Genomic DNA, 12,607 nt, shown 5'->3' with positions numbered 1-12,607 from the left:
GAGATTAAATCACAGATATAATTTCTTTTAACCTTGGGTGTTCCGGAGAGATTTTTTTTATCATACTTACCAAATAAGAGGCGCGGTCCTTATCTCCATTTAGCCGACAAACATCCGCTAAATGGATTAAATTACGTATATTCGAAGGTTGGCGTAACCGAACACGTTCGCTAAGTTCTTGTGACTCCCAAAGAAAAGATTGAGATTTATACAAAGAATACATTCTTTTATATAGTACAGAAGTATGAAACATCCAAATTGTATCTGAAGGATAATTTTCCAATGCAAGACTTGCGTATTCCATCGCTTTTACCAAATCATCTTTTTTCTCGTATAATTTTGCAATGTATTTGAGTTCGGCGATGGATGTATCAAGGGCCGAGTCATAAGACAACAACAACTCAAGAGCTTTATCGTATTGTTTTTCTCTGATTTTTTCTTTAGCTTCTAGAAAATATTTTCCAGGTTTTGGATATGGGTCCAGGTTGTATTGCAACGAAATCAAACTCAAATCATCAGAATATTTACCTTTTTTCCGCAAACATTCAAGGAGAGGTTGCATTTCCCCATTCGCTTCCTCAATATTTTCTAATATTAAATTATGGTCTTCATTAATATCACGATACCTTCCTTGTTCAGAAAGTATTAAGTCATCTTTTCCATCAGAACCACAAAATATTTTGTCCGATTTTTTCATCTGAAATACAGAAATGATTCTTTCAGAAAGCCCTTCGATCACACCTAACTTATAATAATGGACTTCATCTTCGATAAAAGTTGCCTTCCCATCCCGATACAAGATAACCGAAGGGTGTTCTAAATTAACGAAGTATAAAGTACCTGTTGATTCCTCCAATAAACCCACAACTGCAGAAACCAACATGGCGCCATCAAAAGTTTCAAATACTTTTTGTAAGTCCAAATAACAATCATGCAACCAACGTTCTGGAGATCTGTTCGATGATACAGGATCCATTTTTGATCGAATGATGATCGAGTTGTATACAGCTCCAAGTACAATGGCCCCACCAGCACCTTGGATCGACTTCCCCATTGCATCCCCATTGATAAAGGCCTTGTAACGTTTCCCTTGTAAAATCAGATTGAATACCGATATATAATCTCCACCTAACTGGTATTCCTTGTTTCTAAAATAGAACTTTTTATACTGATTCACTACCGTTTCAATCCCGATAGCATTTCCATCAGTTTCGTGACCAAGCAGAGGTTCTAACAACAATGATGTTAAAAAATAGTCACCGTCCTGTTGGGATTTCAATGTTTGAATTTCTTCTACAGTTTTGGTAACTTCTTCATTTTTTTTAATAATTCGTTTGTGGTTTAGAAAAGAATGAAAGCGGTATCTTTCCATAATGAGACCGCTAAAAATCCCAAGGACATAACTAATTGTCAAGTTCTGCATTGAATAATTTGCCGCAGCGGTGGTTAGGTCGGGCTTATATATAAATACGGAAACGAAGAATATCAGAATCGATATGGGATAGTAAATTAGTAATGTTTTTCTTGGAAGTGGCAAAAATGGAAGGATCATCACGAGCATCTGGTATCCAGAAACATAAGCGGCATCATCTGCGATCCGACCTGTATAATAGGCAGCAGTAAACAATAGATATGCGTATGTTAAATATGCCCAGGTAAGTCCCTCCCAGGAAGAAAATTTATTTTTAAAATGATTGTATATGATAAAAACAATATAGGAAAAACAAAAGAGGCTATATCCAATCCGGTAATAGAACAGTTCTGGAAATTCTGGATGGAGTTTGACATCGGTACCAAAAAGAGCAAATCCTAACATACCAAAGACGCCAATAAAACTTCCAGGGATTTGAATGATTCGAGTGTGTCGGTCTAATTCCTTAATGTAATCTTCGTTATAGATTTTCCTCTCGGGAATTAGATCTAAAAATTGTGAGAGAATCGTTTTTAGGTACTGATACACGATTCTTCATTAGACGAAAAAGCCCGCACGAGGGCGGGCTTCTTTCAAAATGTTTTGTCTATTTTTTTCTAGAAGAAAGGTTTTGCTGGGAACTCTGTCGAAGGGGCAATTCGAGAAATGATATCCCCGAAAGAGAAAGCAAAAAGCAATGCCAAGAAAGCAAATGCAGAAAGAAAGATAACTCGGTTCAGCATATTATCATACTTTAAATGCATGAAGTACGCCAAAACGAAGAAAGCCTTACACGTTGCCACAGCCATTGCGACAATCATATTCCACTTTCCTAAGTCGTATTGTGCTACCCAAACAGTAATAAAAGTTCCAAAGAACAAAGCTAAAAGAACAAAAACATATGTTTTAATTGGAATCACATGGTGATCGTGTTCTTCTTCCTCTTCTCCATCTTCTACCCACATGGAAGCAGAGGCATGGTCTTCTTTGTGATCTTCATCACCTAAAACAAATTTTAACAATTTGTTATCTTTGTTTTCTTCTGTAAATTTTGCAAAACGATCTGTTTGGAAGAACTGACCGAACCAGTTTACGATAAATCCTAAAATGGTAGCTGTTGCAATCCCTGGAGCAAAGATTCCAAATCCAAGAATTGGAGTGAAAACCGCAACGAGGGCAATGAAGTAAAGTCCGTAATTGATTACGTATTCCATTCTCTTATACCTTTTATCCTACCAAATAAAGAAGTGGGAAGAGGTAAATCCATACCAAGTCCACAACGTGCCAGAAAAGACCCACACCTTCTACTGGAGTGTAGTATTCAGGACCAACCTTTCTTCTTAAAGTTTTGATGAAAACCCAGAAGATTAGGAAAGCACCAGCTACCACGTGAACCCCGTGAAGACCAGTCATAACAAAGTAAAAGCCATAGAACATTTCCCATTTTGGTTGAGAAATCACAGCTTTCAAACGTGTGACTTCTTCTGCACTTACATGGTTTTTCTCAAGTTCAGCCGGGTTTTTAAGTAGAGCGGAAATTTTAGATTCACACTCTGCTCTTTTCCCACCAGCAGCACAAGAAGGATCCACAAGTGAAAACTTACCTGGAACTGTTCCTACATGAAACTTGTGGCTGTATTCAAAGTATTTGATGACCATGAAGGCACCAGCACAAGCGATTGTAAGAGCAAGCATGATAGCTGCGATTTTATGCAAACCACGTTGCACGTAGTTAATCGCTGCAGCCATCGTAAAGGAACTGATTAGAAGGACAACTGTGTTCACTGCTCCCATCTTCCAATCCAAAGTTTCCGAACCATTTTTGAAAACCGTTGGGTAAAGAGAATGGTAGATAAGGTAACCTACGAATAGGCCACCAAACATCAGGATCTCAGTGCAAAGGAATAACCAAATTCCTTGTTTGGAAGAGGCATACTGGTGTTCTGCACTCTTAAAATGGTGTTGGTGGTGAAATTCACTTGAAGAACTAACGGAAGTCATATGGCCCTGCAGTTACTGTTGGAGTAGTTGTAAAGTTTTCGTGTGGTGGAGGAGAAGACGTTTGCCATTCGAGTGTTTTTGCACCCCAAGGGTTGTCAGAAGCCTTTTCTCCTTTTAAAATTCCATGGATGATTGTGATAAGACCTACCAAAAATCCCAGACCAATCAGCCAAGATCCTATAGTAGAGATTTGGTTGAGGTTTGTGTATTCAGGAAGGTAATCAAAGTAACGTCTTGGCATTCCCATCGCACCAAGTACGAATTGTGGGAAGAAGGTTACGTTAAATCCAGTAAAGATAAGTACCCAAGAAATGCGACCTCCAAGATCGGAAGTCATTTTTCCAAACATCTTTGGGAACCAGTAGAAGATACCGCCCATGAGTGCCATCAAAGTTCCCCCTACCATTACGTAGTGGAAGTGTGCTACCACAAAGTAAGTGTCATGGAAGTGAACGTCCATACCAGTTGATGCAAGGAAGACTCCAGTCAAACCACCAATGGTGAAGAGGAACATAAAACCTAGAGCGAAGAGCATTGGTGCATCAAAAGTTACTGTTCCACGATACATAGTGGAAATCCAGTTGAAGAGTTTGATCGCAGTAGGAACTCCCACAAACATTGTGATGAGGGAAAATAAAATTCCCGCAAGAGTTGACTGACCAGAAACAAACATATGGTGTCCCCAAACAAGGAAGGATACTGCGGCAATCGCAACTGATGAGTAAGCAATCGCACGGTAACCGAAAATTGTTTTTTTGGAGAAAGCAGTGATGAGCTCAGAAATCACACCCATCGCAGGAAGGATCATAATGTACACCGCTGGGTGAGAGTAGAACCAGAAGAAGTGTTGGAAAAGAACTGGGTCTCCACCTAAGTCTGGATCAAAAATTCCCACTCCAAGGGTTTTCTCTGCTCCAATCAGAAGGAGAGTGATGGCAAGGATTGGTGTTGCAAGAATCTGAATGATCGAAGTGGAATACAAAGCCCAAATCATAAGAGGGATTCTGTCCATTGTCATTCCTGGAGCTCTTAGTTTATGAGTGGTGACGATGAAGTTTAGTCCCGTAAGAATGGAAGAAAAACCCATTGTGAAGGCACCCAAAACAAGCAAAATCACCCCATTGGATGTTTTTGCAGTCGAGTAAGGAGTGTAGAATGTCCAACCTGTATCCACTTGGTTGAAGATCATGGAAGAAGCAGCAATCAGTGCCCCTGCAATGAAGATGTAATAAGAGGCAAGGTTTAGTCTTGGAAAAGCAACGTCTTTCGCACCAAGTTGGATCGGAAGGACAAAGTTCCCAAGGAAAGCTGGGATTCCAGGAATGATCACCATAAATACCATAATGGCACCATGGAAGGTCATGAACTTATTGTAAGTATCTGGATCCAAAAGTGGGGCTGCGCCAAACTTTGCTAAATGCAAACGGATTCCCAAAGCAAAGAAACCACCAATCAAGAAAAGGGTGGCAACTGTTGCAAAGTACATAAGACCAATGCGTTTGTGGTCCAGAGTGGTCATCCAAGACCAGATTCCAGATCCGTGGTTCAGATAATTATGGTCTGTGTGACCATGTTCGGTTTTTGTATGTGCTGAACTCATCTCTCTTCCTTATTTAATGGATTTGATATATTCAATTAGGTTGGCAACATCTTCATCAGACAATTGGCCTTGAAATACCGGCATTGCTGGTGGATATCCTTCTACGATTTTTGCAGAAGATACAAGGATGGATTCACGAAGATAGTTTTCATCTGCTTTGGTTTGGCTTCCATCGGCAAACTTTCGGCTAGATCCAAAAAGTCCCTTCATTGTAGGTCCAACAATTCTAGATCCATCGACCGAGTGGCAAGAAGCACAAGCTTTTTGCGCAAACAAAGTTTTACCAAGATCAGCCGGAGTGTCGGCACCTTTTTTCTCAGCATGATACCAAGCTGCATATTCCTCAGAAGGAATGGCTTTGATTTTAATCATCATACCAGAGTGTTTGGTCCCGCAATATTCTGTACAGAAAACGATATATTCACCTGGTTGTTTTGGTTCGAACCAAAGTTGTGTGAGTTTTCCCGGAACCGCATCTTGTTTGGTTCGAAAAGCAGGAACATAAAAACTATGAATGACGTCTTTTGACGTTAGGATGAGTTTCGTTGCTTTTCCTGCAGGAACGATCATTGGATCGTTTCCAGAACTATAAAACTCTTTTCCGTTCGCATAACGATAAGTCCACGCCCACTGCTCAGCAGTGACATGAATTTCAGCAGCAATGTCTTCTGGTGGGGTTCTAAGTTTTTCGAAAATGACCATACCCCAGTAGAAAATCCCCATCATGATGATGAGAGGGATAAACGACCAAAGAAATTCTGCAAAATTATTGTGAGTAATGTATGCGGATTTCTGGTCTAAACTTGTACGTTTGAACTTGATGAGGAACCATGTCATTCCACCTATCAAGATGACAAACGAAACAAGGCTTGCTATGATCAGAAACGCATAGAGAAGATCGACTTCTTTTGCAATTTCAGTCGCCTGGATAGGCATGAACGAGGTCGCTGGAATGAGACTGCTCCAAGACATCTATGTGACTCCTTGACGGTTGTTATTTGTTATTTTTCGCCAGTTTATGTATAAAAACGCACCGAGAAGGAGTAAGGTGACCGCCCCCCCGAATTGCATCATCCTGTATGCGTATATCGTATATTTATTTTTTCTCGGATCAAATTGAAAGCAAAATAAAGCAAACTTGTCTACAAAACTCCCAATCTTCCCAGAAGATGCCTCGAGAAAGGCAAATTTCAAATCCCTTGGTTCCAATTGGATTCCTTGGAAGATGCGAGAGACCTTGCCTTCTGGAGTCAAAACATAAACCCCACTGGCGTGGATGTATTGTTTTGCTTCCTCATCCCATGCGTACCGAAAGTCCAGTTGTTTGGTCAATGCATCAATGGATTCTTGGGTACCAGTGAGGAGATGTAGGCCGGATTCGGCACCTTCCCTACCATATTCCTTCAAATAAGCTCCCTTTTTAGGAAAAGAAATCGACTCGTTTTCCTTTGGATCAATGGATACGGCAATGTATTGGTATTCTTTGCCGAGAGTCCAATCAAGGGCTTTTAATCCTTGGAACACACCATTTAAGTGAAAGTTACAAAGAGTTGGACATTTGAAGTAAACGGGAGAAAGTAAAACTGGTTTTCCTTTCGAAAGAAAATCGGAGAACCGAACGGTTTTTCCAGATTCATCTCGGAACGGAATGTCGAGATTGAGTGACTTCCCCGTGACATCAGAAAATCCTATATTCTCTAGTTCTTTCGGGAGTTTATTATCCCGAGTTAGATTGGAATGCGGGTCATACGCAAAGACCTGAGTTCCAAACAACAAACAAAGAAAAAAGAAGAAGCGAATGTTCACGAAGGTTTGGTAGTTACCCTATTTGGACTGAACGCTTTTGGATTCCATTCCTGGGTTTTCCGGAGTACCCGGGTGAACGAAGGAAATATAAGCGAAGAAAAGAATGTTGAGAACGAGTGTGACAAGGAAAGTCCAATAGCCACCCTTATTGTAAAGGTCTGTGTTTTGCATAATTTTACCTGATATAGTCTATACGAAAAACTGCTCTTTTTATCCAACAATTTTTAAAAGATGCAAGATTAATTTTATTTTCCCCAAACTCAGATCACAAAACCTGGAGGAAACAGATAGACGTATGACACTCAAACGTTTTTACACCATCCTTTCCGCAATGATCCTTATCAATCTCCTCTACGGACCACTCGTACGAGCAACAGATTCAGGACTCGCATGCCCCGATTGGCCTCTCTGCCATGGAAAATTTGTACCAGAATTTACATTTCAGATTTTTATGGAAGTGGGCCATAGATACTATTCTGGGATTTTAGGAATCCTCGTGGGAATTGGTTTTGTTTGGGTGATACAGAACCAAGAAACACGCAAACAAATGGGAATCCCAGCTACACTTTCACTTTTCTTTCTCATTTCTCAAGTCATCCTTGGCGGACTCACTGTTACCAAACTGCTCCACCCAACAACTGTTAACCTACACTTACTCAACGCAGTTTTACTTCTTTCTTCTTGTCTAACTGTGCGATTACTGATTTCCGAGGATTCTTCTTCCAAGTTCCAATGGAATCGACCAGGTAAGTATTTTTTTCTTTTTGTACTCATTGTTGTTTTATACCAACTATTCCTTGGAGGGAAGGTGAGTTCTCATTATGCTGGTCTTGTTTGTTCGGACTTCCCTACCTGCAATGGGGAATGGTTTCCAAAAATGGTGGGACCGATTCGTTTTCAAATGGAACATAGATTTTTTGGATATCTAGCTGCTTTGTCTGTACTTTCTTTGTCTGCTTATGGGATTCTCTACTTAAAAGATAACCTGGTTAAAAAATCATTAAAAATTGCAGCTTATTTGATATCCTTTCAAATTTTTCTTGGTGCTATGAATGTTCTGTACCAACTTCCAAAACTAATAACCGGCTTACACACGCTAAATGGCGTCCTAGTGTTTATGTTTTGTTTTATTGCCGCTTTTTATCATTTTAGGTCTCCAGGAAAAGAGGTTCTATAATGTTCCGATTATGGAACCAATTGACAAAACCTAGGGTAACTGTACTTGTACTGGCAACTGTCCTTCCTGGAATGTATTTAGGAACTACTGGTTACCCTTCTCTTTTAGAAATCTCTATCACCTTATTTGGAACTTATTTAATGAGTTCTGCTTCTTTTATTCTCAATCAGTATATTGAAAGAGAAAGGGATGCAGTGATGTATAGAACAAAACAAAGACCAATCCCCGCTGGTGAAATTTCTCCAGGATTTGCGCTTTTTCTTGGAGTTGCGGTTGCGATCCTTGCGTTTATCATTTTAACTCAATTCATCAACCTTCTAACAGCTATTTGTGCCCTTTCTGCTTTATTATTATACGTGTTTTTATATACAATTTGGCTGAAACCAAGAACAGAACAAAACATAGTCATTGGTGGAATCTCTGGTTGTATTGGTCCACTCATTGGATATGCTGCCATGGCAAATTCGCTCCCCGTCCAAGCTTGGGTTTTATTTTTAATGATCTTTCTCTGGACCCCGGCGCATTTTTGGGCACTCGCTATCTTTTTAAAAGATGATTATGAATTCGCAGGAATTCCAATGATGCCTGTGGTATCCGGAATCCAAAAGACGGTAAACCAAATTTTCCTATATGCGATTGCATATTCTTTGTCTGTCATTGGATTTTATTTTGCAGATGAAAGAATGGGATTTTTATTTTTAAGTTCTGCGATATTATTAACTATTTTGATTTTACTTTTTGCTTATCGATTGAAACTTTCGAAAGATAAAATTCTCGCGAAACGATTTTTCTTTTTTAGTATCTTTCATTTATTTTTAGTAAGTTTGGCCATCGTGATCGATTCCAAAATCTAGGTTTTTTGATTGATTTGGGCAGGAAATCCTGTTTTTCTTCTGCCCATGGGTATCCTCAAACATTATTTCAATCAAACTGATTTGGAAGAAATCAAAAGAGCTGTCGGCGAGGCCGAGTCAAAAACCTCTGCTGAAATTGTTCCTTTTTTTGCAGAATCCTCTCACCACTACAAAGAATGGGCCTGGCTTGGAGCCTTCCTTGTAGGAGGAATCACTGGTGTCAGTTTTTATACTATTCAAAACTTATATGGACTTGTTTGGGATAATGAATCCCTTTTTGCAGTTCTCTCTGTTTGGATAGGTGCTATTTTTGGATTAACCCTTACGGCTCTAATTCCAAAACTAAGAATTAACTTAGTTTCAAAGGGCGCCAAACAATACTTTGTCGACCTGAGAGCGAAAGAAGCATTTTTAGATGAAGAAGTTTTCCGTACTAAAAACAGAACTGGAATATTAATCTATATTTCTTTATATGAACACTTTGTTCGAATTTTGCCTGACAAGGAAATTGCAAGAGTGGTTCCAAAATCAGAATGGAACGAAGCGGTGAAACTTATCATTGAAGGAATGAAAACAAAAAAGAAAAAAGAAGGGATAGTTTCCAGCATTCTTTTTTGTGGTGACTTACTAAAAAAATACAACATCCAAAGAGAAAAAGATGATAAAAACGAAATCTCCAATGAAATTCGAGATGGTGGGAAATTGATGTGATGTATTATAACCGAAATCAGAAACTTTCAAAATCAATTTCCAATTTTGATCTGAGAATAATAATACTGATTGTTTTTCTTTTCATTTCAATTTTTACAGAAATACAATCTTACCCTGTTCCAAAATTGGAAAGAAGGGTCATGGACCATGCAGGAATTTTATCAGAGGCAACAGTAACCCAAATCGAGTCCAACCTCAAACAGTTTGAAGCGGAAACCTCCAATCAAATTGCGGTGTACATAACTCCAAGTCTACAAGAGGAACCTATTGAAGATGTTGGAAATCAGATTTTCGATGAATGGAAATTAGGACAAAAATCCAAAAACAATGGAATTCTATTAATCATCGCACCTAATGAAAGAAAAATGCGGATTGTAGTGGGCCGCGGTTTGGAGGGTGCTTTAACAGACATCCAAGCAAAACATATTATTCGTGATGAACTGCGACCTCGTTTTCAATCAAAAGATATGGATGGCGGTGTCACTGCCGGAGTGAATGCAATTATGGCGACGATTCGAGGCGAATACACGCCTTCAGAAGATGATGTAGCCACAACTGGTACTAGTTCCGAGGAAGAAGTTTTTTCATCTGGAATTGTAGGGGGAATCTTTACCTTGATCTCCTTAATTGTTCCATCGATTGGAGGGTTGATTTTTACAATCATAGGACTTTTAGTTTTATTCCCACTTTTATCCTTTTTATTCGGTAGTACTTTCGGCTTAATTGTTGCCGTATTGTTATTTATACTCGTTATGTTTTTAAAACGTAAATTAGGAATCGGTAATGGTGGTGGTTCCGATGGAGGATACTTCGGCGGTGGAGGTTGGTCCAGTGGCGGTGACTCTTGGTCTTCAGGTTCGGACAGTTGGTCTGGTGGAGGCGGAGACTCTGCTGGTGGCGGAGCTTCCGGCGACTGGTGATTCGGATTCGTTAAAAAAAGACGAAAATTAATTCAAAATTTTTCAAAGATCACTTATGTATTTTTTGTTAGGTGATCTCAATCAAAATGAGGGTTGCATCATCCTTCCATTGAGACTTGTTCATCCGTTGGTATAACATGGTTTGAATGGAAGGAACCACTTCTAAAAAAGGCAAAGAATTTGTGCTTTGGATTACTTCCAATAAATCACTTAAGGCTTGTAAACCATCGGATTCATTTAACTCCTCAAACAATCCATCTGTAAATAAAAAGATACGATCCCCCGACTCCACCTTTGATTCATAAATTCCATACCGGTAGTGTTCTAAAATTCCAATGATTGGCCCAGTGTTCTCGAGCATTGTCACCGTACCATTTTTTTTCATATGAATTTGGTTTTGAACCCCTCCTCCCGCATAACGAAGAATCCCTTGGTGGAAATCAAAATCCATAGACATAGCCGGAAAATAAATTTGTAAGTCAGCATTTTTATCATAGAAGTGTTGGTTCATATAGAACAACAAATCATTCGGGCGCATTGCCACTGCGGAAACTCGCTCAAATTCTGATTGGATCATCATCGAATAAAGAGCTGCTTGCAAGCCGTGTCCGGTTGCATCACCCAAAAAGAACCTGTAGTAAAAATCTTGAATTCGTTTTACAAAGTAGATATCCCCCCCGACTTCAGCTATCGGTTTATACAAAATATCAACTTTTAAATAAGGAGTCACATCGGGAATTTTAGTTACACTTTGAATGATAGACTTAGCAAGCCTCATATCTTTTCCAATTTGATCCAACTTCCCTTGGAGTTCCTCGGTTTTATCTTTGACACGCGTCTCTAATCTTTCATTCAATTCTTTGAGTTGGTTTTGAACTCGTTGTAGGGTTTGGTTTTTATCAGAAAGTTCAACCGCTAGATTTTCTGCCTCCACGAATCCTTTCGAAAAATTTCTAGCGATATACACTGACTGGACAAAGAACATCGTAAAAATTCCAAAATGAATGGTCAACGGTCCGTAAATGATTAGATTATTTACCAAAATATCGTTAACAAAACTTCCAATGAAAATAGCAAAACTCAAAAAAAAGATCTTTGACCCAGGTAATGAATCACGAATTGTTCTTGCGATCACAACAAAGGTATACCCTGCACCTAACAATGTAAATATCTGAAACGGGACCATCAAATAAGTGTAAAAAGAAGATCTAGTCACCAAAACGATAAAACAAAAAGCAAAACCCAGATACTTAAGAGATTCATACACTTTTCTAGAAAAATATGGTTTGAAGAGCAAATAAACATATCTTGCAAAAATAGGTGTGATCAAAAAGAAACTCAAGTAACTCAACTTTAAATGAACTTCCCAAGATATGTCTGGGTATAATTGAATGATATACTTGTTTCCTGTAATAAACACTCGTAAGGCGACTAAAATACAAGTGAGAGCAAACCAATAAGTAAATGGATCTTTTTTCCTGTTCCAAAATAAAAACAAATGGTAGATCCCCATAAACAAAATACTTCCAACAAGAAGCATATCTCGTAGAATCGCAAATTCGTACTTGTTATGAATATCGGATGTCCTTCCCAAGATGATTGTTTGGGCTGGGCCACCTTTCCTATGATGATAATTCGAAATTTGTAATACAATGGAGGTCTGGTTTTCTTTTGGGAAAAAATCAATAATCCGTGGACGATACTCAGGTTTCCCCGTTTGGTAAGAAGTAGTCACAACCCCATTGGAAGACATTTTTACCCCATCAACAAACAAGTTGTAGGCGGTCTCCATCTCTGGAACTTTTAAAGAAAGAGGAACTCCTTGAAGACCATGTTGTATCTTTAGGCTAAAAGTCGCATACCCATCCCCAGCAAGGAATCCACGGTCAAAAAAAGATTCAGACCAAATCCCAGGGACATGAAAAAAATGAGGTTCTCTATTTGTGTTTAGGGTTTCGAATTCGTTAGGGGATATGAGTAGGCCCGGATAATATTCCCAATCCCCTTTGAGCTCTAAGGTTTTTTTCTGCCCACTTAGAAACGATTCCGCAGACAGAACCCCTCTATCTGCAGTAGGAGGCACTTCCGTCGCCATACACGAAAAAAGCACCAAACACCAAATCATTC

General features: G+C 39.1%; 12 protein-coding genes. 4 read left to right on the top strand and 8 right to left on the bottom strand.

Going from position 1 to position 12,607, the window contains the following annotated elements:
- Positions 1-4 precede the first annotated feature (4 nt).
- From CLV96_RS18380 to CLV96_RS19885, 7 genes are all read right to left on the bottom strand, one after another.
- Positions 5-1,960 (bottom strand): SpoIIE family protein phosphatase, encoded by a 1,956-nt coding sequence (locus CLV96_RS18380; RefSeq protein WP_004786891.1) that lies wholly within the window; start codon positions 1,958-1,960, stop codon positions 5-7.
- Positions 1,961-2,028: 68 nt separating this feature from the next.
- Entirely contained in the window at positions 2,029-2,625 is a 597-nt protein-coding gene (locus tag CLV96_RS18375) for a cytochrome C oxidase subunit IV family protein (RefSeq protein ID WP_004787686.1), read from the bottom strand.
- Between the two features lie 13 nt (positions 2,626-2,638).
- Entirely contained in the window at positions 2,639-3,412 is a 774-nt protein-coding gene (locus tag CLV96_RS18370) for a cytochrome c oxidase subunit 3 family protein (RefSeq protein WP_004784910.1), read from the bottom strand.
- Positions 3,399-5,012, bottom strand: a complete 1,614-nt coding sequence (locus tag CLV96_RS18365; RefSeq protein WP_004786143.1) for a cytochrome c oxidase subunit I — start codon at positions 5,010-5,012, stop codon at positions 3,399-3,401. The genes CLV96_RS18370 and CLV96_RS18365 overlap by 14 nt, the downstream gene beginning before the upstream one ends.
- 9 nt (positions 5,013-5,021) lie before the next feature.
- Positions 5,022-5,984 carry a cytochrome c oxidase subunit II gene (coxB, locus tag CLV96_RS18360; RefSeq protein ID WP_035983229.1) on the bottom strand — a complete coding sequence of 321 codons (963 nt, stop codon included), beginning with the start codon at positions 5,982-5,984 and terminating at the stop codon, positions 5,022-5,024.
- Complete coding sequence (locus CLV96_RS18355) at positions 5,985-6,818, bottom strand: SCO family protein (RefSeq protein ID WP_004785649.1); 834 nt, start codon at positions 6,816-6,818, stop codon at positions 5,985-5,987.
- A gap of 18 nt (positions 6,819-6,836) precedes the next feature.
- On the bottom strand, positions 6,837-6,989 hold the full coding sequence (locus CLV96_RS19885; RefSeq protein WP_004787486.1) for a hypothetical protein: 153 nt from the start codon (positions 6,987-6,989) through the stop codon (positions 6,837-6,839).
- Positions 6,990-7,113: 124 nt separating this feature from the next.
- On the opposite strand from CLV96_RS19885, the gene CLV96_RS18350 reads away from it, so the two are divergent.
- From CLV96_RS18350 to CLV96_RS18335, 4 genes are read left to right on the top strand one after another with little or no spacing between them, the layout of a single operon-like run.
- On the top strand, positions 7,114-7,995 hold the full coding sequence (locus CLV96_RS18350) for a COX15/CtaA family protein (RefSeq protein ID WP_004784548.1): 882 nt from the start codon (positions 7,114-7,116) through the stop codon (positions 7,993-7,995).
- Positions 7,995-8,849, top strand: a complete 855-nt coding sequence (locus CLV96_RS18345; RefSeq protein ID WP_004785371.1) for a heme o synthase — start codon at positions 7,995-7,997, stop codon at positions 8,847-8,849. Before CLV96_RS18350 ends, CLV96_RS18345 begins: the two co-directional genes overlap by 1 nt.
- Positions 8,850-8,894: 45 nt before the next feature.
- Positions 8,895-9,560: a TPM domain-containing protein gene (locus CLV96_RS18340; protein WP_243836549.1), complete on the top strand. Its 666-nt coding sequence runs from the start codon at positions 8,895-8,897 to the stop codon at positions 9,558-9,560.
- Positions 9,560-10,480 (top strand): TPM domain-containing protein, encoded by a 921-nt coding sequence (locus tag CLV96_RS18335; RefSeq protein ID WP_004786519.1) that lies wholly within the window; start codon positions 9,560-9,562, stop codon positions 10,478-10,480. Before CLV96_RS18340 ends, CLV96_RS18335 begins: the two co-directional genes overlap by 1 nt.
- A 67-nt stretch (positions 10,481-10,547) precedes the next feature.
- Here CLV96_RS18335 and CLV96_RS18330 read toward each other — a convergent pair whose 3' ends face one another.
- Positions 10,548-12,575, bottom strand: a complete 2,028-nt coding sequence (locus tag CLV96_RS18330) for a SpoIIE family protein phosphatase (RefSeq protein ID WP_004787246.1) — start codon at positions 12,573-12,575, stop codon at positions 10,548-10,550.
- Between the last annotated feature and the right edge of the window lie 32 nt (positions 12,576-12,607).

This window comes from Leptospira meyeri (assembly GCF_004368965.1).
Classification (GTDB): Bacteria; Spirochaetota; Leptospiria; order Leptospirales; family Leptospiraceae; genus Leptospira_A; species Leptospira_A meyeri.
The sequence above is the reverse complement of the archived record's forward strand: the minus strand, read 5'-3'. Positions and strand labels throughout refer to the sequence as shown.

Bases quoted from the DNA above. Each gene is read 5' to 3' on its own strand.
- CLV96_RS18375 (WP_004787686.1), bottom strand. From the start codon at position 2,625: ATGGAATACGTAATCAATTACGGACTTTACTTCATTGCCCTCGTTGCG.
- CLV96_RS18370 (WP_004784910.1), bottom strand. From the start codon at position 3,412: ATGACTTCCGTTAGTTCTTCAAGTGAATTTCACCACCAACACCATTTT.
- CLV96_RS18365 (WP_004786143.1), bottom strand. From the start codon at position 5,012: ATGAGTTCAGCACATACAAAAACCGAACATGGTCACACAGACCATAAT.
- coxB (WP_035983229.1), bottom strand. From the start codon at position 5,984: ATGTCTTGGAGCAGTCTCATTCCAGCGACCTCGTTCATGCCTATCCAG.
- CLV96_RS19885 (WP_004787486.1), bottom strand. From the start codon at position 6,989: ATGCAAAACACAGACCTTTACAATAAGGGTGGCTATTGGACTTTCCTT.
- CLV96_RS18350 (WP_004784548.1), top strand. From the start codon at position 7,114: ATGACACTCAAACGTTTTTACACCATCCTTTCCGCAATGATCCTTATC.
- CLV96_RS18345 (WP_004785371.1), top strand. From the start codon at position 7,995: ATGTTCCGATTATGGAACCAATTGACAAAACCTAGGGTAACTGTACTT.
- CLV96_RS18340 (WP_243836549.1), top strand. From the start codon at position 8,895: ATGGGTATCCTCAAACATTATTTCAATCAAACTGATTTGGAAGAAATC.
- CLV96_RS18335 (WP_004786519.1), top strand. From the start codon at position 9,560: ATGTATTATAACCGAAATCAGAAACTTTCAAAATCAATTTCCAATTTT.
- CLV96_RS18330 (WP_004787246.1), bottom strand. From the start codon at position 12,575: ATGGCGACGGAAGTGCCTCCTACTGCAGATAGAGGGGTTCTGTCTGCG.